Consider the following 24,003-nt stretch of genomic DNA (forward strand, 5'->3'; position numbering starts at 1 on the left):
TGGCGACTAGTCGCCAGCCACGTTGACCGGCCACCGTGGCTGGCGATTGGTTGTGCAGGTGAGGCGTACCCGCACGGTCGAGGTCAACGGCGTGACACTGTCCTACCGGCGGGAGGGTGCCGGTCCGCCGGTGCTGCTGCTCGCCCCGGCGGCGACCCGCTCGGCGCTGTGGGACCTGCACCAGGTTCCGGCGCTGGTCCGGGCCGGCTACGAGGTGGTCACCTTCGAACACCGGGGCACCGCCCCGTCGAGTTGCCCGCCGGGGCCGTACCGGCTGGCGGAGCTGGTCGCCGACACTGCCGGGCTGATCCGCGCGCTGGGCCTCGGGCCGTGCCGGATCGCGGGAAGCTCACTCGGTGCGATGGTCGCCCAGGAGTTGGCGCTCACCCGTCCGGACCTGCTGGTCGGCATGGCGTTGCTGGGCACCCGGGGTCGGCTCACCCATTTCCTGGAACGGCTCTCGGCGGCCTCGGCGACGGTGATCAGGTCGACCGACGCGGTCCCGCCGGAGTACGCGGCGGTCACCGGGATGGCGACGCTGTTCGGGTTGCGGAGCCTGGCCGACGACGAGTTCGCCCGCAACTGGTTGGACCTGGCGACGCAGTTCCCGATCCAGGGGGACGGCCCGGCGGGCCACTACGCGGCGACGATCTTCCCGAACCGGCTCGACGCCCTGACGGCGGTGAGCGTCCCGACCCTCGTCGTCGGTTTCGCCGAGGACCTGATCACCCCGCCGCAGCTCTGCATCGAGGTGGCCGAGGCGATCCCGGGCGGGGAGTACGTCGAGATTGCCGAGTGTGGACACTTCGGCTTCCTGGAGAGCCCCGACGAGGTCAACTCCCACCTCGTCACCTTCTTCGACCGCCTCGCCTGAGAGGAGGGCAGCCCCGACCTGACGCCGGGCGACGGGTCGGGGCCGATCCACAGTCAGTCGACGGGGGCGAAGGCGTACGGGTACGGCGCCCGATCCGGGCGGAGGACCAGGACGGTGCCGGGGCGTCCGGCGGTCAGCTCGGTCACCGCGGCGGCGGCGACGGCGTCGACGGTGAGCATCTGCCCCGCCCCTGCGAGGGCCCCCCGGTACGGCTGCACGAATCCGGTGTCCACGAAGTCCGGACAGAGTGCGGCGATCCGGATCCCCCGCTCGTGCAGCCCGTCGGCGAGCGCCCGGACCAGTCCGACGACTGCGTGTTTGGTCATCGCGTACACCGGGTCCAGGTCGAACGGGGTCAGACCGGCGATCGACGAGGTGACCAGGACGGCACCGCCTCCGGCCCGTTCCAGGGCGGGCACGCAGGCCCGGACTCCGAAGACCACGGCGTCGACGTTGACCCCCATCGTCGCCCGGTACTTGTCGAGGTCGAGTCGGACGAGGTCCGGTTCACCGCAGAGCATCCCGGCGTTGAGGTGGACCAGGTCGATCCGACCGTACGCCGCCTCGGCGCGGGCGAAGGCCGTCGCGGTCCCCTCCGGGGTGGCGAGGTCGGCGCGGATCGCCGTACCGCCGATCTGCCCGGCGACGCGGCGGGCGGCCGCGCCGTCGCGGTCGACCACGACGACCCCGGCGCCCTCGGCGGCGAGTCGGGCGGCGACCGCGGCACCGATGCCGTTGCCGCCGCCGGTGACGACGGCGACCCGACCGGCCGCGCTCACGCCGTGGCCCCGCTGCGTTCCGGGTCGGTACGGGGACCCGCCACGACGGCCCGCTCGCGCCGCCCGGTCACCGGTGCTCCGCCAGGCACCGTTCCAGCACCGCCATCGCGCTGTGCAGCTTGTTGTCGGCCTGCTCGAAGGCGATGCTGCGGGGGCCGTCGAGGACCTCGGCGGTGACCTCCTCGCCCCGGTGGGCGGGCAGGTCGTGCATGAACAGCGCTCCCGGCTGGTCGGCCAGCACCGCGTCGTCGACCTGGAAAGGGGCGAAGCGGTCCCGCCAGTCCGGGTGGGGTTTGGTGGTGCCGGTGGTCTGCCACCGGGTGGTGTAGACCAGGTCGGCCCCGGGGCACGGGCGCATGTCGTGGTGTTCGACGATCGTCGACCCGCTGGCGTCGGCGAGGGCGGTGGCCTCGGCCAGCACCTGTGGTGGGAGGCCGTACTCGGGTGGGGTGTTCAGGTGCAGGGTGGTGCCCGGGAACCGGGTCAACGCGAGGGCCAGGGCGACGGCGGTGTTGTTCCCCTCGCCGACGTAGCGCACCCGGACCCCGTCGACCCGCCCGAATCGGGAGGCGATGGTGGTGAGGTCGGCGAGCGCCTGGGTCGGGTGTTCGAGGGCGCTCATGGCATTGACCACTGCCATCCGCTGCTGGTCGGCGTAGGTGCGCAGCTCCTCGGTCGGACCGGCGGTACGGGCCACGAACGCGTCGAGCATTCCGGAGAGGACCCGGGCGGTGTCGGCGGTGCTCTCCCCGGTGTTCTCCTGGAGGTCGTCGGGACCGTACGCGACGATCGACGCGCCCAGTCGCAGTGCCGCCACCGAGAACGAGGTCCGGGTGCGGGTGGAGGTGCGCCGGAAGTAGATCCCGACCACCCGACCGGCCAGCGGGCGGGCGTGTTCGGCGGCCCGCCGGTCACCGGCGATGGCCACACCTCGTTCGACGAGGCGGCGCAGTTCGTCGTCGTCGAGGTCGGAGATGGAGAGAAGATGCCGCATGCCCGCCCTACTGCTCGGTGTTCGAGGTGTGGTGTGGAAGGTGCCGGGGTGAGAGCCACCCCTGGTTGGCCGCCGCCACTCCCGCCTGGAACCGGCTGATGACGCCGAGGTGTTCGAGGAGTTCGGAGACGCGTCGGCTGAACGTGCGGGGCGACATCCCCAGACGCTGGCTGGCGGTGACGTCGGTGGCCCCGGTGAGCAGTTGCGCCAACACCGGCAACAGGTGGTCCGGGATGTCCATCACCGAACGGCCGGGGGCTGCGGCCGGGGCGGCCTGCGCCCCGGTCGGCTCGTCCCACCCGCCGTCGACGGGTGACGGCCGGCGTGTCGACAGGTCGGGTCGGGCCTGCGGCCTGGCCGACCACGGATGCGGTGCCGACCGGGGCGACCGGGGTCCGAGGACCGCCTGGTCGCCGCCACGGGCCGACAACGGATCGGTGCTCACCCGGTACGGACCGGGTTGTGGCCGGTCCGCCCTGGCACCGTTAGGAACGCGACGCGCGAACGCGCCATTAACGCGGTACGTATCTGCCACCAATTACCCCCGTTGGCATGTCAGTACGGTGCCGGCACGAGCAGCGACATGTGATTTGTGCGCCACCGACCGGACCGAGAGTAGCCGGAATCTCATTTCCCGTCCTAGCCGCCCGCTCTTTTTTCGCTCTACCCCTCGTCTCGCCGCCTTTGGGAGCGCTCTCTCATTGTGTCGGGCGACAGCACGAGTCGATATGTCGAAAAAATCGCCCCGCCCGGTCACGCAATTCCGGAAAGTGACCGGACGACCACGTGGGGACAAGATGAAGAATGTTCGGCCGGCCGCGTGCCGGATCGGTGTCACCGGTCCTCGTGGCACCCACCGGCGGTCTCCAGGGCGGCACGTTCCCGGGCCACCAGCCGACACAGTTCGCCGATGCGATAGCGCAGGGTGTCGTCGCCGCCGAGGATCGGGGTGGGGGTCGACCGGGCCACCGGGTGCACCAGGCGGGCCTCGACGAGTTCCTCTGTCACCTCGGCGGCCAGGTACGACGACGCGCCGGTCAGGCGGGCCGCGTCACCGACGGTGAACTCGGCACCGGGCAGTGCGCCGAGGGCACGGAAGAGTCGCCCGGCCTGCGGTGAGAGGCGGGCGTAACCGGTGGCGACGGCGGCCCGGACGTCGAGGTCACCGAAGGAGAGCGCGTCGAGGCGCTGGCTGCGCTGCTCGACGGTGGCCGCGTACCGGGCGAGCGACCAGTGCGGCCGGGCCCGCAGTCGCGCCCCGGCGGCGCGCAGCGCCAGCGGAAGCCCTTCGCACCAGGCGGCGATCCGCTGGGGCACCGCCGGTTCGGCGCGTACCCGTTCCTCGCCCACCAGTTCGGTGAGGAGCCGGATCGCCTCGGAGGGCTCCAGGGGTGCCAGGTCCCGCAGTTGCGCGCCGTCGAGCGCGGTCAGCGGGCGAAGGCTGGTCACCAGGGTGAGGGTGGCCGGCCCGGCGGGCAGCAGCGGGCGGACCTGGGCCTCGCCGTGGGCGTCGTCGAGCACCAGGACCAGCCGCCGACCGGCGGTGCAGGCGCGGAACAGGGCCGACCGTTCGGCGAGGGTGGCCGGCACCTCGGATTCGGCGACGCCGAGGGTGCGCAGGAACCGGTGCAGGATCTCGGTGGGCTCGGACTTGCCGCCCAGCCAGGCGAAGAGCTGACCGTCGGGGGCGGCACCGGCCAGGGTGTGGGCGAGCCGGACGGCCAGGGCGGTCTTGCCCACCCCGGGCATCCCGGAGAGGGCCACCACCCGGGGCAGGTGCTGGCCGGGGCCGGAGAGGTAGTCGGTCAGCTGGGTGATCTCCGGGCACCGCCCGACCAGGTTGGTGACGTCCCGGGGCAGGTCGCGTGACCGGGGTGCCCAGCTGCCGGCGGGTGCCGCCGGTGGTGGTGCCTCGGTGGAGGCCACCGGGGCCACCGACGCGACCGCCGGGGCGCTGGGCACGTCGGAGAGCAGTATCCGCCGGTGCAGGTCCTTGAGTTCCCGGCTGGGTTCCAGTCCGGCACCGTCGACCATCGTCCGGTGCCCCTCCCGGTAAGCGGCCACCGCCTCGGCCCGCCGACCGGACCGGTACAGCGCCCGCATCAGGTGCAGTCGCAGCCGTTCCTGGTACGGGTTGGCCGCTACCGCCTCCCGCAGTTCGGCGATGAGTTGGGCGTGCATCCCGAGGCTGAGTTCGATGTCGAAGATCTGTTCCAGGGCGGCCCGACGCCGTTCCTCGATGGCCACCACCTCCCCGGCCACCCCGACGGCGGTGACGTTGGCGAAGGCGGGTCCCCGGAACAGGGCCAGGGCGCTGCGCAGTTCCAGGGCCGCCTCCCGGGGCCGGTCGCCGGCGAGCATCGACTCGGCGTCGCGGATGCGCTGCTGGAACACCAGGAGGTCGACGGCGGCGGGGTCGACCATGAGGGCGTACCCGCCGGGCCGGGTGATCAGCTCGGGGGTCGACCACGAGGTGCCGGGGGCGGGGGCCCGCAGCAGTTGCCGCAGTCGCCAGATCCGGGTCTGCAACTGGCCCAGCGCGGTGTCCGGCGGGTCGTCCCAGAGCGCGTCGATGAGCCGGTCGGCGCTGATCGAGAGGTTCGCGTTGAGGAGCAGCATCGCCAGCAGACCCCGCTGAAGCGGTCCGCCCGCCGGCATCACCCGCTCGCCGCAGGTGATTTCCAGATCGCCGAGGCACTGGAACTTGATCTCCATGCCGCCCGTGTATACCCGACCGCGTCCAGCTCCGCTGGACGGAGGACACATTCGCCGCGAACGGCGTACCAAACCCGATAATCCGGGCACCGGCGGAGTCAAAGACACTTCCCGGCTTACCTGGTGGCTTGTCGCGGTTCGCCCATTTTGCCGACCGCCGAGCCAATTATCGGCACGCCCGCAGACCACCGGAATGACCATTATTTCCCCACCGGGGACACCATTCATGTTACAGCGTGTTAATCTGCGAACACACCTGTGCGACCCTCGACGGGCCCCCGGGGCTGGCGACTACTCGCCAAAGGGTGTCGCCGCCCCCCGGCAAAGCTCGATCCTCCTTTCGGATCACACCGCCACCACCAGCCTGGTCGGCGGAGAGGTCCCGCGCCATCCGTCCGACCGGCCGCCGTACAGAGGAGTCACCGTGCTGTCACGGGTCGCGCACCTGGAGTCAGCGTTCACCGACACGCCCACCGCGGTCCTGGTGACCGAGTACCGGGGCCGGGAACACCACCTCCGGCTCAAGTACGAGTCGTTCAACCCCTCCGGTTCCATCAAGGACCGGACCGCCGCCGGTCTGCTGATGGTGATGGACCGCCAGGTCCCGCTCACCCCGGGCACCGTGGTGGTCGAGTCGACCTCCGGAAACCTCGGGCTGGCCATGGCCCGTCAACTCGCCGAGATCGACTGTCGACTCATCGCGGTCATCGACCCGAAGACCCCACCGGCCACCCGGGACTCCCTGGCCGCCGCCGGTGTGGAGGTCTGCCATGTGGACACACCCGACGGTTTCGGCGGCTACCAGCTGACCCGGTTGGAGCGGGTACGGGCGTTGTGCGCCGGCAACCCGGGATACCGCTGGCCCAACCAGTACGCCAGCTTCGCCAACCCGTGGATCCACCAGCTCACCACCGGCCCCGAGATCGTCGCCCAGGGCGGACCGGACCTCGACGCGGTGTACGTGGCGGTCTCCACCGGCGGCACCCTCGCCGGCATCTCCGCGCACCTACGCTCGGTCGACCAGCAGATCCGGGTGGTCGCCGTGGACGCCGAGGGGTCGATGGTCACCGGCACCGCCCCCGGACGACGGCACCTGGCCGGGATCGGTGCCAGCCGCCCGTCGGCCTTCCTCACCCCGTACGCCTACGATGGGGCCGTCCGTGTCGGTGACGCCGAGTCGATAGCGGTCTGCCGGATCCTGCGCGACGACACCGGGGTCGCCCTCGGCGGTTCGTCGGGCTGTGTCCTGCGCGCCTGCCTCACCGAACTCGCCGGTGACCAGCCGCCCCGCAGCCCGCTGTGCCTCTGCCCCGACGGCGGCGACCGGTACCAGGCGACCGTCTACGACGACGCCTGGCTGACCACTGTCGGAATCGCCGACGAGGTACGCCTCGCCGAGACCCGACTGCGCAACGACGGCCTGCGGTTCCAGAACGGATGAACAGATGCTTGACCTTCCCGGTTACCCCGCCTCCGACCTGCGCTACCTGCCCCGCGAGCAGGTGGTCGCCGCCCTCGACGAGGTCGACTGCGTCGAGGTGACGGCGCAGGCGTTGCGCCGGCACGCCCTCGGCTCGACGATCCTGCCCGACGAGGCGTACCTGCCCTGGCAGACCCCGGACGGGCACTCGGCGCGGTCGCTGGGCATGCCCGGCGCGATCCGTACCGACTCCGGCCTGGACCTCGGCCTGAAGGTGATCAACGCCAGTCTGGGCAACCCGGACCGGGGCCTGGCCCGCTCGCAGGGGCTGTTGATGATGTTCGACCCGGAGACCGCCTACCCGGTCTGCGTGATGGAGTCGGCGTACATCAGCGCCCTGCGCACCGCCGCGGTGACCGCTGTGAGCGCGCAACGGCTGCGCACCGACCCGGTGGGTCACCTGGCGGTGCTCGGATGCGGCACCCTCGCCCGCGCCCACCTGCGGCTCCTGCCCGCCGTGTCGGACAAGCTGCAGACCATCACCCTCTACGACCTGGACCGGTCCCGGGCCGAGGCGCTCGCCGACGCGTTGCGCGCCGACCCGGACACCGCCGACCTCACGGTACGGGTCGAGGACTCCGCCCGGGCCTGCGTCGACGGCGCAGACCTGGTGGTCACCGTGACCGTGACCACCGAGGGTTACCTGGCACCGGAGTGGTTCGCCCCCGGGGCGCTGATCGCCCACGTCTCGCTCGACGACGTCCTGCCGGAGGTGGTCGCCGCCGCCGGTCTGGTGGTGGTCGACGACTGGGGCCTGGTCAGCCACGACGACCGCCGCCTCCTGGGCCGGATGTGGCGGGCCGGGACGCTGCGCGCCCCCGACGGCGGGTACCGACCCGACGCCACGCCCGACCCGACGGCCGCCCAGGTGCACACCACCCTCGGTGACGTCCTGGCCGACCGGCACCCCGGCCGGGCCGAACCCGGGCGGCTCGTGCTCAGCAACCCGTTCGGGATGTCCATCCTGGACGTCGCCCTCGGCGCCCGGGTCGCCGCGTACGCCGAGGAACACGATCTGGGCCTGCGGATCCCCCGCTGATCTCACCGGGGTCGACGGCGGACCAGTCAGCCCTGCCATCGGACCAGTCAGTCTCGCCTAAGGGGCAGCAGATGTTGCGCACCATGCTCAAGTCGAAGATCCACCGGGCCACCGTCACCCAGGCGGACCTGCACTACATCGGGTCGATCACCGTCGACGCCGACCTCATGCGCGCGGCCGACCTCCTACCCGGAGAGCTCGTCCACATCGTCGACATCAACAACGGTGCCCGTCTGGAGACGTACGTCATCGAGGGCGCCCCCGGGTCGGGGGTGATCGGCATCAACGGTGCCGCCGCCCGGCTGGTCCACACCGGTGACCTGATCATCATCATCGGGTACGGCCTGATGGCCGACGACGAGGCCCGCACGCACGCCCCCCGGGTGGTCCACGTCAACGACCGCAACGAGCTGGTGTCGCTGGGCTCCGACCCGACCGTCTGACGGAGACCCGGCCGTCTGCCCGGCCCCTCTCGCGGAGCACCGGGTACGGGCCGTCCGACGGCGGTCGGGCCGTCAGAGCAGCCCCCGGGACATCGCCGTGGTGACCGCGGCGGTCCGGTCGGAGACCCCCAGCTTGGCGAAGGCCCGCAGCAGGTGGGTCTTCACCGTCGCCTCGCTGACGTGCAGTTCCCGGCTCACCTCGCCGTTGGACAGGCCCCGGGCCACCAGCCGCAGCACCTGCGTCTCCCGGGGCGACAGGCTCTCCTGGACCGGCCGCCGGGCCCTGTTGAACAGCTTGGTGGCCACCGACGGGGCCAGGACGGTGTCCCCCCGGGCGGCGGTCCGCACGGCGTTGACCAGGTCCGCCCGGGGCATGTCCTTGAGCAGGTAACCGGCCGCACCCACCTCGATTGCGCGCAGGATGTCCGCGTCCGTCTCGTACGTGGTCAGCACCACCACCCGGGTGGTGGGCGCGACCTCCAGGACCGCCCGGGTGGCGATCACCCCGTCCATCGTCGGCATCCGCAGGTCCATCAGGACCACGTCGGGCGGGTCCGACAGGACGGCCGCCACCGCCTCGGCACCGGAGGCCGCCTCCCCGGTGACCTGGATGTCGTCCTCGCCGTCGAGCATGGCGCGGACACCCGCCCGGACCACCGGATGGTCGTCGACGAGCAGCACGGAGATCATCTGTTGGGAACCTCGACCTTCACCGTGGTGCCCCGACCGGGCACCGAGTCGACCTGCACCGTGCCGGAGACCTGCTCCACCCGGGTCCGCATCCCGGCGAGCCCGTACCCGCCGCCGACCTGGTCGGGGGCGAACCCGCAGCCGTCGTCGGTCACCGAGACCACCAGCCCGTCGGCCACCCGCTCCAACCGCACGTCGACCCGGGTCGCCCCGGCGTGCCGCCGCACGTTGGCCAGGGACTCCTGGACCGCCCGCAGGAGGACCACCTCGATGGCGGTGGCGACCTCGCCGACCGGTCCGGCGCCGTGGAAGGTCGCGGGGACCCCGGTCTCCTTGACGAACCGGTCCGCCAGCCGACGCAGCGCCTCCGGCAGCGATGACCCGGCCAGGCCGGTGGGCGTGAGTGCGCCGACCAGGGCGCGGGCCTCGGCCAGGTTGTCCCGCCCCGAGGTCAGGGCCAGGTCCAGGTGACGTCGGGCCTGCCCGGGGTCGCGGTCCATCTCGGCGGCGGCGGCCTGGATGAGCATGATCATGCTGGTCAGCCCCTGGGCCACCGTGTCGTGCACGTCGCCGGCGAGGCGCTGACGCTCGGCGAGCACCCCGGCGGTGTGGGAGAGCCGGGCCACCTCGGCGCGGGACCCGTCGAGCTGCGCGATCAGCCGGGCCCGTTCCTCGTTCTGCGCCGAGACCTGCCGCGCCCAACTGCCGAACGCCGCCGACCCGACGATCACCATCAGGGCCACCGGGAGGGGCCCCCGGGCGGTGTCGGCCCAGTCCCGGGTGTCCAGGTGCGCGGCGACCACGTCGGTCACGTTGAACGCCACCACCACCCCGATGGCGGGGACGGTCCGCATCAGCATGAACGCCTGCGGACAGAGCACCAGCAGCGCGTACGAGGCGGCGGTGACGAGCACCACCGCGGGTACGAAGAACAGCGCGGCACCGGCGAAGTAGACGTACGAACGCCGGTCCTCGACCTCCTCGCGGATCAGCCCACGCCCGTAGCAGACGTACCAGAGGGCGAGGCCGAACAGGCTGGCCGTCGCCCACGCCCGCGCCACCGCCGGCTCGTGGTCGGCGGTGGCGACGAAGGCGAGGGTGGCGCCCCCGGCCAGGACGAAGTACCCGTCCCAGAGGTGGGAGCGCAACAGACCGCTCGGCTGACGTGACATCGACTACCGTTCCCGCCGGCCCCGCCAGCGGAAGGTGGTCAGGCACAGGATCAGTCCGCCGACGCACCAGGCGCCGAGGACCAACGCGATCCGGTCGTGCTCCCAGGTGCTGGTGACGATCTCCTGCGGCAGGATCGTGTCGGGCAGGAAGACCGAGCGGAACCCCTGGGCCATCCACTTCAGTGGGAAGAGCGCACCGAACTGGGCCAACGCGTCGGGCAGGGCGCTGATCGGGGTGAAGAAGATGCCGGAGACGAAGGCCAGCACGATGTAGGGCAGGTTCATCACCGCGCCTGCGCTGCGCTCGGTGCGGGCCAGGCTGCTCGCCGCGATGCCGAGGAAGGAGCAGGCGACCACGCCGAGCAGGAACACCCAGGTGAAGGTGAGCCACTTGCCCGGGTCGGTCGGCAGCGTCACGTCGAACAGGATCATGCCCAGGCCGATCAGGATGATCACCTCGGCGACGCAGATGACCAGCACCATGACGACCTTGCCGAGGAAGTACGCCGCCTTGGGCATCGGCACCCCGCGCAGCCGCTTGAGCGTGCCGTCGTCCCGGTCCGCGGCGATGCTGATGCCGAGGTTGACGAAGGTCGCCGAGGCGACACCGGCGGCGATCATGCTGGGTACGAAGTACTGCGCCGAGGTGACGTCGCTGCCCTCGTAGACCCCGCTGAACAGCGAGCCGAGCAGGGCGAGCAGGACGATCGGCAACGCGAAGGTGAAGACCACGTTGTCCCACTCGCGGAAGAACTGCTTCAGCTCGATGACGCCCCGGTGCAGTCCGAGGCCGAGCGTGGAGGGGTCCCTGCCGGCGGTGGTGGCGGGCCGGTCGGTGTCGGTGGTGGTCATGACTTGTCGCTCCCGATCAGGTCGAGGTAGATGTCCTCCAGGCTGGGGCGGCTCACCGTCAGTCCCGGCACGGTACCGCCGAAGCGGGTGGTCAGCTCGGCGATCACGGCGCCGGGGTCGTCCGACTCGCGGGTGCGCTGCTCGTCGCCGTCGAGCCAGGAGACGACCGCCTTCGCCTCGGCCCGTCCGCCGAGGGTGCTGGGGTCACCGTCGGCGACGACCCGGCCCTTGGCGATCACCGCGACCCGCTCGGCGAGGTTCTCGGCCTCCTCCAGGTAGTGCGTGGTGAGCAGGATCGTAGTACCGATCTCCGTGGTCAGCGAACGGATGAGGTCCCAGAACTGCCGGCGGGCCTGTGGGTCGAAGCCGGTGGTCGGCTCGTCGAGGAAGAGCAGGCGGGGGTTGCCGACGATGCCGACGGCGACGTCGATGCGCCGACGCTGGCCGCCGGAGAGGGTGCTGACCCGGGACTTGGCCTTCTCCGCCAGACCCACCTTCGAGATGACCTCGTCGGGGTCACGGGAGTTCGGGTAGTAGCGGGCGAAGTGCCGTACGGTCTCGGAGACGGTGAGTTCGCTGAGGTCCGACGCCTCCTGCAGGACGATCCCGAGGCCGTAGCGCCACCGACGGTCGGCCCGCTGCGGGTCCTGGCCCAGCACGGAGACCTCGCCGGAGGTCCGGTCCCGGTAGCCTTCCAGGATCTCCACCGTCGTCGTCTTGCCGGCCCCGTTGGGCCCGAGCAGGGCGAAGATCTGGCCGGTCGGGATGTCCAGGTCGACGCCGTCGACGGCGTTGTTGCTCCCGTACCGTTTGGTCAGACCGCGTACGCGCACAGCCAGCGAGTCACTCATGCCTCCCATGATCGTCGCCACGATCGTGACCCGGGACGACCGGTGCACCGACAGTGGTTGTCCACCGATCGGTGGACACCGGCCTGGACACCGTGATCAACCATGGGGGGATGAACCTCCCGATGCTGCTCCGCCGTCTCGCCGCCCCGATCGTCGTCGCCACCGTGGGAGGAGTCGCCCTGACCGGGTGCGGAATAGCGGGACCTGCCGGTGACCCGGTCACCCAGGAGCGGGAGGTGGATGCGGTGACGAGTGTCGTCCTGACGACCTCCGGAACCCTCGTCGTCACCCTCGGTGACACGCCGCGCCTGTCGGTGACCGCCGGGGAGAACACCATCGACAAGATGACCACCAGGTCCACCGACGGCGTCCTCATCCTCGGCAAGAACCGGGGTGCCAACCTCCGGGGAGACATGCGCTACGAGCTGACCGTCCCCGCGTTGACCTCGGTGACGGTGGACAGCTCCGGCAGCGCCGAGGTCGACCTCACCGGCACCGCCGGCCCGACACTGACCTCCAAGGGCTCCGGGCGGATCGACGCCCGCAACCTCGACGCCCAGACGCTGACGGTGCAGATCGACGGGTCGGGCACCGTCACCACCGCCGGGCGGGCCGCCCGGCAGACGGTCACCGTCGGCGGGTCCGGCAGGTACGCCGCGTACGAGCTGGCCAGTGAGCAGGCCACGGTGACGGTGAGGGGCTCGGGCAAGGCCGAGGTGCAGGCCACCGGGGCGCTGAAGGCCGACGTCGACGGCAGCGGCTCGGTCACCTACCGGGGCGAACCGCAGGTGGACCAGACCGTCGACGGCACCGGCAGCGTCCGGCAGGGGTAGGTCGGCAGGGCTCGGTCGGCGGCTCGTCGACAGGCCCCGGTCGGCAGCTCCCGGCCGGGACAGGGACGCAGATCACGTGGCCTCCCACCTTGATCTCCTATAATTCCTACAGCCATAGTAGGTTTATGAGCGCCACTGACCAGCACCCCGACCCCACAGCGCCCTACTGGGTCGACACCGGCGGCGGCGAAGGCCCCCTCTGGTCCTTCCGGGTGGGCGACGTCGAGGTCTTCCCGATCCGGGAGGTCGACTACTTCCCGCTGCCGACGGACTTCTTCCCCCAGCTCCGGACGGAGTCCTGGACCGAGGACGCCTTCTACACCCGGGAACCGTTCACCCACGACGGGCGGATCCGCCTCAACCAGGAGGCCCACCTGCTCAGGACGAAGGACCGGCTGATCCTCGTCGACGCCGGGGGCGGCAACGGCAAACCCCGCAACGGCGGGGTGTTCGACCGGGCCGACCGGCCGTTCCTGGAGCAGTTCGCCCGGGCCGGGGTCTCCCTCGACGACGTCGACACCGTGGTCTTCACCCACCTGCACGTCGACCACGTCGGCTTCGCCACCTCCGCCGACGGCGCCGGCGGATGGGTGCCGACCTTCCCGAACGCCCGCTACGTCCTCGTCCGCGAGGAGTTCGACTGGTGGGCCGGCCCCGAGGGGGCGGCGGCGATGCAGCGGACCGGCGACTACCTCGCCGACAGCATCCTGCCGCTGCGCGACGCGGGCGTCCTCGACCTGGTCGACGCCGACCACGTCCTCTCCCCCGAGATCCACCTGGTCCCCGCGTTCGGCCACACACCCGGCAACGTCTACCTCGTGGTGGAGTCCGCCGGACGGCGCGCCCTGTTCGCCGGGGACATGCTGCACCACGGGGTGCAGCTGGAACGCCCCGAGTGGAGCATCCGCTACTGCGTGGTGCCCGGTGACTCCGCCGACCAGCGCCGCCGTCTCCTGGAACGGGCCGCGGACTCCGGCGACCTGCTGGTCCCCGCCCACTTCCCGTTCCCCGCCGCCGGATACGTCCACCGCGCCGAACGGGGCTTCACCTACACCTTCATCGACGTCTGAAGCGGGTCCGGGAGTCCGGCCGCCGGTACGGGCCGGTCCGACCACGCCGAGGGTATGGAGATCGTCATCCAGGGTTGTCCGTCAGTTCACAACCGGCGGACCCACCTCCCGATACGGTGACCCGCGATCGGCCACTCGGCCGACGCCCGTGTGCCACCCGGTCACGCCCATGGGCGTGACCGACCCGGGGAGGCACCATGGCCAGACGCGTCTTTCTGCACGTCGGAGCACCCAAGACCGGCAGCACCTACGTGCAGGACGTGCTCTGGGGCAACCGCGCCGCACTCAAACGCGCCGGGATCCTCCTGCCCGGCACCGCCGCCGCCCACGACCAGGCCATGACCGACCTCCGGGAGGTCACCTGGCGGGACCCCGCAGGCGGCTGGACCTGGGACCGGCTGGTGGACCGGGCCGCCCGGTGGCCCGGTGACGTGATCGTCAGCAACGAGGGGTTGGGGGCGGCCACCGCCGAGCAGGCCGCCCGCGCGGTGGCCAGCCTCCAACCCGCACAGGTGCACGTCGTGGTCGCCGGACGGGACCTGTGGCGGACCCTGCCGTCGATGTGGCAGCAGAGCGTACGCGCCCGCAGCACCTGGCGGTTCGAGTCCTTCCTCCGGGCGGTGCAGGACGGCAGGTTCGACAGCTTCTGGGAACACCACACCCCCACCCGGATGCTGCGGCGCTGGGGCGACCTGGTCCCCGCCACCCGACGCCACCTGGTCACCGTTCCCCCCTCGGGCACCCCGCACGAGGTCCTGTGGAACAGGTTCGCCGCCGTCCTGGGCATCCCGGACGGGATCTGCACCCTCGACGCCCCCACCTCGAACACCTCCCTCGGGGCGGCCGAGATCGAGGTCCTACGCCGGGTCAACCAGGCCCTCGGCGACAGGTACCCGCACCGGACGCCGTACCAGAGGGTGGTCCAGCGGCACCTGGTCAACGCGGTGCTCAAGCACCGCCGCAACGACGTCCGGTTCGGCGTCGGCCTGGACCGGGCCGACTGGGTGACGGACCTCGCCGAAGCGCAGATCACCGAACTCCGGGACTACCCCTGCCAGGTGGTCGGCGACCTCGACGACCTGCGGCCGACAGCCGTCCGCGACACCCGCTCCCCCGACGACCTCGACGAGGGACAGGTCCTCCAGGCCGCCATCGAGACCATCGTCGGGATGCTCGGCCACGCCGACGCCCTCAGCCGACGCACCGACGGCCGAGACGACCTCCTCTCCCAGCTGCGCCACCGAGCCACCAGCGGCGTCAGACGCCGCCTACGCGCCACCCTCGGCGACCGTTGACGCCCCGGACCAGCCGCCCCACCGGATCGGATGGGTCATTCGGCGGAACCGCGCCCCGCACCCCGGTGACTAAGCTCTGCGAGGCGATCACCGACGCGGAGGCACGACAGGCTCATGGCGACACGCTTCAACACCCCTCCGGGCTGGCCCGACGCGCCGGAGGGCTGGCTACCACCGGCCGGGTGGCAGCCCGACCCCTCCTGGCCGCCGCCCCCACCCGGATGGCGACTCTTCGTCGACGACGCCCCGGCACCGGCGGCCGCTCCCGGCCCGGCGAACCTGCCTGCGGTACGGCCACCCACCACAGTGACGGCACCGCACCCCCCGGTCGTCGCGGTGACGCCGAACAACCACCCCGGTCCGGCACCGCAGCCCGCCCCGACGCCCGACCCGGGCGTCCTCTGGGCGGCGAAGGGGAACCCGGTCACCGGCTTCGGCGGCGGTCGCTACAGCCTGACGGCGACCCTCCTGTTCGTGGAGAAGGGCATGCTGTCCACCCGGGGACAGCAGGTGCCGGTCGCCGACGTGGTCGACATCGACCTGCGGCAGTCCATCGTGCAGAAGAGCCGTGGGGTCGGGAACATCCTCGTGCAGGTGCAGCGCCCGCACGGCATCGAATGGGCGGTCCTGGAGGACGTCCCCGAACCGCAGCAGGCCCTGTCCATCCTGAACAGGGCCGTACACGATGCCCGGTTGCTCGCCCAGAAGCGCTCGCAGACCCGGGTCTACGAGAACCTCTCCCCCTCGACGTCCCCGTTCCACACCGGAACCGACACGTCCGCGCCCCCGACGTCGGCGGCCGCACCCGACCCCCTGGAGCAACTGCGCCTTCTCGGTCAGCTCCGGGAGGCGGGCGTCCTCACCGAACAGGAGTTCGCCGTCAAGAAGGCCGAGATCCTGGCGCGCCTGTAGCGCCACGCCCGTCCCGTCGTCCCGCCCGCCTCCGACCTCCCGGTCAGGGCTGGTAGTCGTCGTGGAGCACGACCCGGGACAGTTCGTACCGGTCGCCGATCTGCCAGTAGTGCAACCGGCGGGCGGCGGCCGACTCCCGCTGCAACGCCACCCGCCAGCAGATCGCGTCGTCGTCCCGGCGAACGTACGGGCTGCCCGCGCTGCCGGTCCGCAGCCGGTGCAGATCCCGCCCGTCGAGGTTCTGGGCCTGGCCGGTCAGCACCTCCACCACGACCGCCACCACCTTCGCCCGGCTGACACCCCCCACCTTCTCGATGGAGTCCAGGAACCGGCTGCCCACCTCGTACGGGGCGAGCGGCCTGGCCGCCTTGTCCGCCGCCGGGATCCGCTGCGCCCACTCCACCAGCACCTCGTGCCGGAACTGCTCCTGCGGGTCGAGGAAGAGCGGACCGTCCGCCGACGCCTGTTCGGTGCGGCTCTGGAGACTCTTCAGCTCCTTGGTCAACTTCTGCCGGGCCTGGTCGGCTTTGCGGTAGCGGGTCTGCAGGCTCTCGATGGTCACACGCGCCGAGGCCATCTCCTCCTCCAGTTCCGCCGCCCGGGTCCGCAGGCCCGTCAGGTCGTCGCCGAGCGCCCGACGGGTCGACCGTTCGGCGTCCAACTCCTTCCTGACCTGCCCGAGAGCCGCCTTCTCAGCTGCCAACTGCCTGATCAGCTGGGCGAACCTCGCCTGGTCGGCGGCCGGGACCCGGGTGGTCCCCGACACCGGGTCGGCGGACTCGGTCGGGGCGGGGCGCATCGTCGCGGCCTGCTGGGCCGCCGTGTACATCCGGACGTCGAGAGGGGTCGGCTGGCGGGGGGCCACGACCGGTGCGGGCTGGGCGACGGGCGCCGCCCGCCGTCCCGGCGGTGGCATGGGACGCGGCGACGCGCCCCTCGGGACGCCACCGGAGGTGGCCGGGGCTCCCGGGGTGGCAGCCGGTCCTTGGGTCGGCGGGGTGGATGGGGCCGCCGCGCCAGGTCGGGGACGGACCTGAGGGGCGAGCGCGGCCTCCGGGTCCGGTGGCCGCAGCCAGGGCGGACCGCCCGGCAGCAGGCTCGGCGCGGCGGCCGGCACCTCCTCGTCGTCGACGTCGTCCAGACGCAGCCGGACCGGCTCCACCTCGACGAGACGGCAGGTCACGACCTCCCCGACACTGAACAGGTTGCGCAGCTGGTCGTTCGGGTTGCTGGTCACCGCATCCCGGGGCACGTCGACGGCCAGGCCCGGGAGGAGCCGGACCGTGACCCGGTCGTCGTGCAGGGTCGTCACCTCGGCCAGGACCACGTCACCGACCTGGTACGCCTCCCCCACCCCGGCCACCGCGTCGGCGGGGTCGACGAACCGCAGACCGCCACGGAGGTCGAGCCGCCGCGACGCCGGGTCGAACCCACCCGTGACCGACTGTCCCTTGACCAGGATCCGGTCCAGGGCGACCCCGGGAACCGTCAGCTCCTCCCACACCATCGCCAACGACGAGTCGTCGAGGGTGACGAACGCCCGCGAACCTCCGATCGTCCCCTGCACCCGGCCCGACCGCTGGGCGACTGCGGCACGGGTGGGGCGCTGCTCCACGAGCCCGGCCGCCAACGCCGCCTGCAACGCGTCGCTGATCAACTGGTCGGTGATCCGTCGACGGTCCTGCGGCGAGTAGGCGAACCGGAGTCGACTCCGCTCGGGGAAGTTCACCCACCCCATGTCGACCGGGTAGACCCGCCCCGCGCCCCCGTACACCTGGGTCGCCGGGGGCATCTCCCGTGAGAACGCCCAGGAGACCTCGCCGGTGGGCATCAACGCCACCTCTGCGAGATCACCGACGGCGTTCTTGATCTCGTCGGGGTCGCCGAAGGGATCGTCGTACCCCGCCGGGCTGGTCACCACCACCACCGGCCACCGCCGCCCGGACACCTGCAACCGACGCGCCAGCTCACCCGCCTCCGGCACCGACGTGACCCGCCGTACCTGCGCCGGCGGTGTCTCGCCGTCCGGCGCCATGCTGCCCGACCACTTCATCAGCGCTGACCTCCCACCGGTAGAGGCTGTCACGAACCAGTACGCGAGACCGAGCCGACCACCGCAGCGGCTGACCGGTGAGACCTCAGACGCGCAGGGTAGCGAAAGCCGGCGACCTGTCCCGGACATCCGGACGGGTGTTCGTCACCGGCCGGGGCCACGTTCGCGGGCCCCACCGATCGGCCACCCTACGACAGAATGATGTCCGTGACACCGGAGGCGAACACCAGAAGAAAGCCGCGTAAGCCGGGACGACACTGGGTGTTCGCCGCGACGGTCATGCCACTGGGCCCCCTCGCCTGGTGGCTGATGGCTGTCAGCAACGAACAGTGGATGACCTGCACCGCCGCTCATCCCGGGGCTGACGAGCAGGGATTCTCCGGGCCCTGCGGGCGCAACCTCACCCTCGGGACAGTCGCGCTCCTGGTGTTGGTCGCGATGGCGAGTTCCATCCTCGTAGGGATTCTGCTCGGGCTCGGTGACGGACGGCTCCGCGTGCGATTCGCCCACGGTCGATGGGTCAGTGCGCTCATCGTCACCGTCACCGGTCCGGCGACAATGCTCGCCTACGCGGTCGGCTACCTCGCCGGACGACTACTGCCCACGCCACGCCGACGCGAACGCCCGGTCGACCTCACGTACCGGCACGGATGGGAAACCGCCGTACGCCTCTACACCAGCCTCGTCACCGGGCATCCCCCTCCCTCCGTGCTGGCACCGGGATTCCTCACCACCGAGCCGGTCTATCTGGATGCACCCTTCACCTACTCGCGCTACTACGGCATGGACGTCAGCTTCGCGCCCGGCAGGACCTTCGCCTTCGGCTCACCGGCCTTCGTGGCCGGTGCAGTCGTCGGCGACATGATCGGCAACAGCATCGGCCGCGCCCGCGCCGCCGGCATGTCGCGTACCCAGTGGCGGGAGCACCGCACCGTCCGGGTGGTCGTCACCCGATCCACGACCTGGTGTTGCGTCGACGGCCGGTGGCTGGCCTTCGACCACGCCGCCGTCATGGAATACCACCTCCAGGGCTCGGCCTGCCTCCTCAGCTTCACCGACGTCGAGCCCCTGATGCTCGCCGGACCGTCCGCCGCCTGCCACGCGGTGACCTTCGCCTATCTCCGCGGTGGCGACTGGCCCCGGATGTCGTTCCTGCACCCGATCGCGGCGGCGGCGCGGTTACCCTGACCGGGTGCGGTTGGTCATCATGGCGGACACCCACCTGCCGAAACGCGCCCGCGACCTGCCGTCCGAGCTGTGGGCCGCCGTCGACGCCGCCGACGTGGTCGTCCACGCCGGTGACTGGGTCGACTCGGCGCTGCTCGACGACCTGGAGCGGCGCAGCGCCCGACTGATCGGCGTCCACGGCAACAACGACGGCCCGGAGCTGCGTACCCGACTGCCGGAGATCGCCCGCGCGGACCTGGCCGGACTGCGCCTCGCCGTGGTGCACGAGACCGGCCCGGCCGCCGGCCGGGAGCGGCGGTGCGCGGCCCGGTTCCCCGACTGCGACCTGCTCGTCTTCGGGCACTCCCACATCCCGTGGGACAGCGAGGCGCCCGGCGGCCTGCGACTGCTCAACCCGGGTTCGCCGACCGACCGTCGCCGTCAGCCCCACGCGACGTACCTCACCGCTGACCTGACCGACGGTCGGCTCGACGCCGTCACCCTGCACCGGGTGCCCCGAGAGCGAGCGTGACGTCCGGGCTCACCCGCGTCACTCCTTGTCGAGTGCCGCCGCGAGCCGGGTCAGGGTGTGCCGCTGCTGCTCGTTGAGGACGTCCGTCGTGTACTCGGTGAGCAGGCTCCCGGACCTGCTGAGGCCGGGGGGTGCCGATTCTTCGAAGAGACCGTCGAGGACCGGCCCGAAGGCCGCCACGAAGGCGTCGACCAGTTCCTCGATCTCCTCCTCGGTGGTGGCCGGTCCGAGCCTGTCGAACCGGGTCGCGAGCTCGACCACCGCCGGCGCGAGGGCGGAGGTGCTGATCCGTTCGTAGACGCGCGCGAGGTGCGGCATGCCCTCGTCCCCGACGAGGTGCGCCAGCAGCACCGACTGGTCCCGGTCGAGCCTGGTCAGCTGCGGCGACAGCCCGGTGGCCGCGAAGACGGCGAGGAACGGTGCAAGCTCCGGGGGAAGGTCCGGTGCCGCGTCGTGAGCCCGGAGCCGCATGATCAGGTCACGTTGTGCGGTGAGCCTGTCGATCTGCTCCGTCAGCTCGTCGGCCAGCTCGTCCAGGAGCCCTCCCCCGTCCACCGCCGCGTCGTCGAGCAGGTCCGGCATCCGCTCCAGCGGTATCCCCACCGACGCCAGGCGCTTGATCCGGACGACCCTGATCAGGTCGTGCACGTCGTAGCTGCGGTAACCGTTGCTGCCACGGTCGGGCTCGGAGAGGACCCCCACCTGGTGGTAGTGGCGCAACGCCCGGACGGTGACCCCGGCGAGTCGCGCCAGCTCCCCGCTACGCACGCCCCACCACCACCCTCCCCGCCTCGCCGACCTCCGCCGGCTCCGGTTCGAGGGTACGCAGAGACGGCGCGAACAGACCGAGGGCCAGCGCGACGAGCCACACGCCGGTGAGCGCGACAGCGGCGACGTTGACGCCCGCGTACTCGGTGAGGACCGCTGCGGCGACGATCCCGATCGCCGGGGCGGCGGTCACGAACGCGTTCTGCGTACCCATGATCCGTCCCCGCATCTGTTCCGGGATGCGCTCGATCATCAGCACCCCGATCAGGCTCCCGAACACCCCGCTGGAGAGTCCGACGACGAACGCGCCCCCGAAGACCAGCCACACCGAGGAGAGCGAGGCGACCAGGCCGAACCCGAACGCGTTGCCGACCAGCCCGACGAGGAACCACGTGCGTCGTCGCCCACGGGTGCCGGCGACCGCGAAGAGCGAACCGCCGACCAGCATCCCGGCGGCGAGGGCGGTGAGGACGAAACCGAGCAGGCCCGGCCGCTCGGCGAGGGTGAAGTAGACGGGCAGGATCAGCCCCTGCAGGGCGGCCAGGACGATCACCGACGTGAAGCTGAGCACCGTCGTGACGACCAGGAACCGACTCCGCAGCAGCACCCGCCAGCCGTCACGAAGCTGCCCCCAGCCGCTCCCGGTCACCTCCGCCACCACCCCGCCCGCAGTGACCACCGCCCCGACCCGCCCCGGGATCAGCAGCGTCAGCAGGGCCGCCGCCAGCGACGTCGCCGCAGTGATCCACAGGACGGTGGACCCGTCGAACAACACCATCAGCGCCCCGGCAGCCGCCGGGCCGAGCAGCAGCCCGACCGCGCCCAGGGCCTCCCGGACACCCATCAGCCGCTCCGAGGCGACCCCCGAGTGCGGCACGACGGCGGGAAGCAGGGCATCCCTGGCGGTCAACCCGGGCACGTCACCGAGCGACCCGACGATCCCGAACAGGACGAACCAGCCCAGGCTCAACCCCGAGACCATGTCGATCAACGGCAGCGCGGCGATCGCCCCCGCCGACACGAGATCGGTCACCACCGACGACGTACGCCTGTTGATCCGGTCGATCACCACCCCCATCAACAGACCCGCGAACACGGCGGGGATCGCTGTCGCCCCGGCGACGATCCCCGTGCCGAGGACACTGCCGGTGACCTGCAGGACGATCAGCGGCAGCGCCACCCCGGCGATCGAGTTGCCGAGCACGGACAGCAGGTAGGACGCCAGGTAGGCGACGGGAACGAGCCTCATGCCCCACAGTCAGAACCATGACGTAGGGGCGGGGTCAAGCGAGTTAACCGACCCCACCCGGCCGGCCCCCTGGTTTCACCAGACGATCCCAGGTGACCGAGCCGACGACACCTCGTAGCAGCAGCGTGGGGATTCTCCGCAGGCCGTCGACAAGCTTCGGACCGAAGTCCTTGAGGTCTCGGTACGAGGATCCTCGAAAGTTGAGATAGGTGACAGCCATCACAAGCCACGGCAGCGGAGCCAGCGGCGGGAATGCGGCGTCCCCGGCGAGGGCGACGACGCCCAGCAGCCCCACCCCGACACCGATCGTCAGCACGTTTCCCCGCATGTTCCGGATCTGTTGGATCAACAAGGCGATCACCACGCCGCACGCCAGCGCCGTCATATAGACAGCCGGTTGCCGACTTGCCGGGTCTGCCAGTTCCAGCCCGAGCGCCGCAGCTGACGCTGCGACCGCCACCTGCGCGAGGTTCCACGGTGCCCACGGGCGGGGCCGGCTCTGGAGCAAAAGACGCCGATCCCCGCCGTACTCGCGGTTCGACTCTGCCTCGTCGTCCCGGTCGGCCATCACGGGACGCCCGACCGAGGTGTAAGGCAGCAGTCCGAGCAGGTGCGGCTTGCGCAGCAGGGCCGGCCGAAACGACCAACCTCCATCCGGCGCGATCCGCCCGTACGAGCTGGCGTCGAGCACCCAGGTGAGCAGAACGAACATGATGCCGAAAGAGAAGAGGAATCCGACCCCGGCCAGCCCGGGAGGAGACCACAACTGGATGCCTGCGGCGACGATACCCAGGGCACCCCGAATGGCGTACCCGGAACCGACGAGCAGCCAGATTGCCACCGCGACGCCCCGGCGACGGGCCATGGCCCGCGAACGGAGCAGCTCGTACGGCACCGCCACGCCGAAAACCGCGACGATGATCGAAACGGCTTGGACTGTGAGCCCGGCCGACCAGGCGACCAGCACTGCCAACGCCAGTCGGAGCATCGCCACGGACACGCTGATCGATACGTTCGAGCTGGACTCGGCGAGGTCACGTCCGATCGGCAGCCGACCTCGGGCGGCGCTCTCGCTGTGCTCCCAGTCGTCGGCGACCTCTCGGACGTCGTTCCACTGGTACCGGGCCATGTACACGAGGTACTCGAGGATCAACCACAGCACGAGGAGGCGATGCCAGTTCGTCCACCCACCGAAGGCCAGGGCGAAGACAACGTACGTCAGCGGCGCGATGAGCCACTTCACCAGGTCTTCGGGGCGGGGCAGAAGCAGATACGACCCGAGGCTTCGCTGCGATGACGCATCGGTCGGTGTGGTCGACCCAGGGCTCCCGGCTGCCCGCACCTGCGGCAGGTGACTGTAGCGCGGACCCTGGACGAACCGCCGCGCCACCGACCGGAACAGCTGGGAGCCCTGGACGGTCGCGGCGAAGGTCTGAGCCAGCAGAATCACGACCACGGTGCCGTACAGCACGATCATGGCCACCTGGTAGGGACGCGCCACTGCCAACCCGATGTAGACCGTCATGCCACCGAAGACGACGAGGATCCCCAGCAGGATGGTGTTGAAGAGGATCCGGTACGACAGAAACCCGCGACGTAGGCTGATCAGCTCTGTCGTCAGTCCGATGTAGCTGACGGGCCGCAGCTCACCCAATGCCGCCATCGGCTGACTTGCGTAGCGCCCCAGTTCGACCTCAAGCCCTCGCATGTAGTAACTGCGGATGCTGGCGACCGAACCCAGGCTCTGGATGAATGCGATCAGCCCGAGGGGCAGGATCGGTGCGGCCGCGAGGATGGCATCGGGTGCATCAGTACACTCGGGAGGCTGCTTCATGCCGAGCCCGCACTCCTGCGTCAGCGCCCCCAGAATCAACGCGATCAGCGCAATGGCCACACCGTAGAGACTGGCTTGCACATTGATATAGGTGCGCTCGTCCTCTCGGGCCATCTCGTAGTCCAGCAGAAGCGCTTCCATGCTCTGCGTGGCCTGGTTCGCGGATCCTTGGCCCTCGACGCACACGCCGCCGGGATCCTCCACGAGAAGACTCCGTCGCACCAGGTTTCGCAGGCGGCTTCCCATACCCGGACTCCTCAAGGACTTCGGTCGCACCTGAACGCTCCGAAAGCAAGTGGCTGATCATTGGAAACCAGCAGCGCCGATGCGCACGCCGTCCCCGTCGATCATGCCGAGGACGACGGTACGCGCTTGACGAAGTGACGGATCTCGACCTAGCG

Annotated in this window: 22 protein-coding genes; 10 read left to right on the forward strand and 12 right to left on the reverse strand. The window is 71.2% G+C overall.

Annotation, left to right across the window (positions count from 1 at the left end; all coding sequences use genetic code 11):
• Positions 1 to 91: 91 nt before the first annotated feature.
• The gene (locus WHN02_RS20810) at positions 92 to 874 is read left to right on the forward strand and encodes an alpha/beta fold hydrolase (RefSeq protein WP_434740378.1); all 783 of its coding nucleotides are present in this window, start codon (positions 92 to 94) and stop codon (positions 872 to 874) included.
• A 53-nt stretch (positions 875 to 927) separates the two neighbouring features.
• On the opposite strand, the gene WHN02_RS20815 is transcribed toward WHN02_RS20810, so the two are convergent.
• The 4 genes from WHN02_RS20815 to WHN02_RS20830 form a co-directional block, all read right to left on the reverse strand.
• Positions 928 to 1,653 (reverse strand): SDR family oxidoreductase, encoded by a 726-nt coding sequence (locus WHN02_RS20815; RefSeq protein WP_434740379.1) that lies wholly within the window; start codon positions 1,651 to 1,653, stop codon positions 928 to 930.
• Positions 1,654 to 1,720: 67 nt separating this feature from the next.
• Positions 1,721 to 2,647, reverse strand: coding sequence for an ornithine carbamoyltransferase (locus tag WHN02_RS20820; protein WP_434740380.1), 927 nt, complete (start codon positions 2,645 to 2,647; stop codon positions 1,721 to 1,723).
• A 7-nt stretch (positions 2,648 to 2,654) separates the two neighbouring features.
• Positions 2,655 to 3,092: a hypothetical protein gene (locus WHN02_RS20825; protein WP_434740381.1), complete on the reverse strand. Its 438-nt coding sequence runs from the start codon at positions 3,090 to 3,092 to the stop codon at positions 2,655 to 2,657.
• Positions 3,093 to 3,481: 389 nt separating this feature from the next.
• Positions 3,482 to 5,362 (reverse strand): BTAD domain-containing putative transcriptional regulator, encoded by a 1,881-nt coding sequence (locus WHN02_RS20830; protein ID WP_434740382.1) that lies wholly within the window; start codon positions 5,360 to 5,362, stop codon positions 3,482 to 3,484.
• A gap of 424 nt (positions 5,363 to 5,786) precedes the next feature.
• On the opposite strand from WHN02_RS20830, the gene WHN02_RS20835 reads away from it, so the two are divergent.
• From WHN02_RS20835 to panD, 3 genes are all read left to right on the forward strand, one after another.
• The gene (locus tag WHN02_RS20835) at positions 5,787 to 6,803 is read left to right on the forward strand and encodes a pyridoxal-phosphate dependent enzyme (RefSeq protein ID WP_434740383.1); all 1,017 of its coding nucleotides are present in this window, start codon (positions 5,787 to 5,789) and stop codon (positions 6,801 to 6,803) included.
• Positions 6,804 to 6,807: 4 nt separating this feature from the next.
• Positions 6,808 to 7,881: a hypothetical protein gene (locus tag WHN02_RS20840; protein WP_434740384.1), complete on the forward strand. Its 1,074-nt coding sequence runs from the start codon at positions 6,808 to 6,810 to the stop codon at positions 7,879 to 7,881.
• A gap of 71 nt (positions 7,882 to 7,952) precedes the next feature.
• A complete protein-coding gene (gene panD / locus WHN02_RS20845; protein WP_434740385.1) occupies positions 7,953 to 8,324 on the forward strand; it encodes an aspartate 1-decarboxylase in 372 nt (123 codons plus the stop codon).
• A gap of 72 nt (positions 8,325 to 8,396) precedes the next feature.
• On the opposite strand, the gene WHN02_RS20850 is transcribed toward panD, so the two are convergent.
• Genes WHN02_RS20850 through WHN02_RS20865 form a run of 4 tightly spaced genes read right to left on the reverse strand, consistent with a single transcriptional unit; the run spans position 8,397 to position 11,889 of the window.
• The gene (locus WHN02_RS20850) at positions 8,397 to 9,014 is read right to left on the reverse strand and encodes a response regulator transcription factor (RefSeq protein WP_350898484.1); all 618 of its coding nucleotides are present in this window, start codon (positions 9,012 to 9,014) and stop codon (positions 8,397 to 8,399) included.
• Complete coding sequence (locus tag WHN02_RS20855) at positions 9,011 to 10,186, reverse strand: sensor histidine kinase (protein ID WP_434740386.1); 1,176 nt, start codon at positions 10,184 to 10,186, stop codon at positions 9,011 to 9,013. The genes WHN02_RS20850 and WHN02_RS20855 overlap by 4 nt, the downstream gene beginning before the upstream one ends.
• Positions 10,187 to 10,189: 3 nt before the next feature.
• On the reverse strand, positions 10,190 to 11,038 hold the full coding sequence (locus tag WHN02_RS20860; protein WP_350898488.1) for an ABC transporter permease: 849 nt from the start codon (positions 11,036 to 11,038) through the stop codon (positions 10,190 to 10,192).
• The gene (locus WHN02_RS20865; protein WP_434740387.1) at positions 11,035 to 11,889 is read right to left on the reverse strand and encodes an ABC transporter ATP-binding protein; all 855 of its coding nucleotides are present in this window, start codon (positions 11,887 to 11,889) and stop codon (positions 11,035 to 11,037) included. The genes WHN02_RS20860 and WHN02_RS20865 overlap by 4 nt, the downstream gene beginning before the upstream one ends.
• A gap of 110 nt (positions 11,890 to 11,999) precedes the next feature.
• Between WHN02_RS20865 and WHN02_RS20870 the strand changes: the two genes are divergently transcribed.
• From WHN02_RS20870 to WHN02_RS20885, 4 genes are all read left to right on the forward strand, one after another.
• Positions 12,000 to 12,722, forward strand: coding sequence for a head GIN domain-containing protein (locus tag WHN02_RS20870; RefSeq protein WP_434740388.1), 723 nt, complete (start codon positions 12,000 to 12,002; stop codon positions 12,720 to 12,722).
• Positions 12,723 to 12,847: 125 nt separating this feature from the next.
• Positions 12,848 to 13,792: an MBL fold metallo-hydrolase gene (locus tag WHN02_RS20875; RefSeq protein WP_434740389.1), complete on the forward strand. Its 945-nt coding sequence runs from the start codon at positions 12,848 to 12,850 to the stop codon at positions 13,790 to 13,792.
• A gap of 197 nt (positions 13,793 to 13,989) precedes the next feature.
• On the forward strand, positions 13,990 to 15,087 hold the full coding sequence (locus WHN02_RS20880) for a hypothetical protein (RefSeq protein ID WP_434740390.1): 1,098 nt from the start codon (positions 13,990 to 13,992) through the stop codon (positions 15,085 to 15,087).
• Between the two features lie 114 nt (positions 15,088 to 15,201).
• Positions 15,202 to 15,999: a PH domain-containing protein gene (locus WHN02_RS20885; protein WP_434740391.1), complete on the forward strand. Its 798-nt coding sequence runs from the start codon at positions 15,202 to 15,204 to the stop codon at positions 15,997 to 15,999.
• 43 nt (positions 16,000 to 16,042) lie between these two features.
• Here WHN02_RS20885 and WHN02_RS20890 read toward each other — a convergent pair whose 3' ends face one another.
• Positions 16,043 to 18,052 carry a hypothetical protein gene (locus WHN02_RS20890; RefSeq protein ID WP_434740392.1) on the reverse strand — a complete coding sequence of 670 codons (2,010 nt, stop codon included), beginning with the start codon at positions 18,050 to 18,052 and terminating at the stop codon, positions 16,043 to 16,045.
• 198 nt (positions 18,053 to 18,250) lie between these two features.
• Here WHN02_RS20890 and WHN02_RS20895 point away from each other — a divergent pair, with 198 nt between their 5' ends.
• Together WHN02_RS20895 and WHN02_RS20900 are read left to right on the forward strand one after the other, a co-directional pair.
• On the forward strand, positions 18,251 to 19,240 hold the full coding sequence (locus WHN02_RS20895; RefSeq protein ID WP_434740393.1) for a hypothetical protein: 990 nt from the start codon (positions 18,251 to 18,253) through the stop codon (positions 19,238 to 19,240).
• 4 nt (positions 19,241 to 19,244) lie between these two features.
• The gene (locus WHN02_RS20900; protein ID WP_434740394.1) at positions 19,245 to 19,751 is read left to right on the forward strand and encodes a metallophosphoesterase family protein; all 507 of its coding nucleotides are present in this window, start codon (positions 19,245 to 19,247) and stop codon (positions 19,749 to 19,751) included.
• 18 nt (positions 19,752 to 19,769) lie between these two features.
• On the opposite strand, the gene WHN02_RS20905 is transcribed toward WHN02_RS20900, so the two are convergent.
• The 3 genes from WHN02_RS20905 to WHN02_RS20915 are packed head-to-tail and all read right to left on the reverse strand — an operon-like array spanning position 19,770 to position 23,806.
• Positions 19,770 to 20,519 (reverse strand): MerR family transcriptional regulator, encoded by a 750-nt coding sequence (locus WHN02_RS20905; protein WP_434740395.1) that lies wholly within the window; start codon positions 20,517 to 20,519, stop codon positions 19,770 to 19,772.
• Positions 20,512 to 21,768, reverse strand: coding sequence for an MFS transporter (locus WHN02_RS20910; RefSeq protein ID WP_434740396.1), 1,257 nt, complete (start codon positions 21,766 to 21,768; stop codon positions 20,512 to 20,514). The genes WHN02_RS20905 and WHN02_RS20910 overlap by 8 nt, the downstream gene beginning before the upstream one ends.
• 43 nt (positions 21,769 to 21,811) lie before the next feature.
• Positions 21,812 to 23,806 carry a hypothetical protein gene (locus tag WHN02_RS20915; RefSeq protein ID WP_434740397.1) on the reverse strand — a complete coding sequence of 665 codons (1,995 nt, stop codon included), beginning with the start codon at positions 23,804 to 23,806 and terminating at the stop codon, positions 21,812 to 21,814.
• Between the last annotated feature and the right edge of the window lie 197 nt (positions 23,807 to 24,003).

Source organism: Micromonospora sp. SH-82, assembly GCF_051132485.1.
Lineage (GTDB): Bacteria > Actinomycetota > Actinomycetes > Mycobacteriales > Micromonosporaceae > Micromonospora.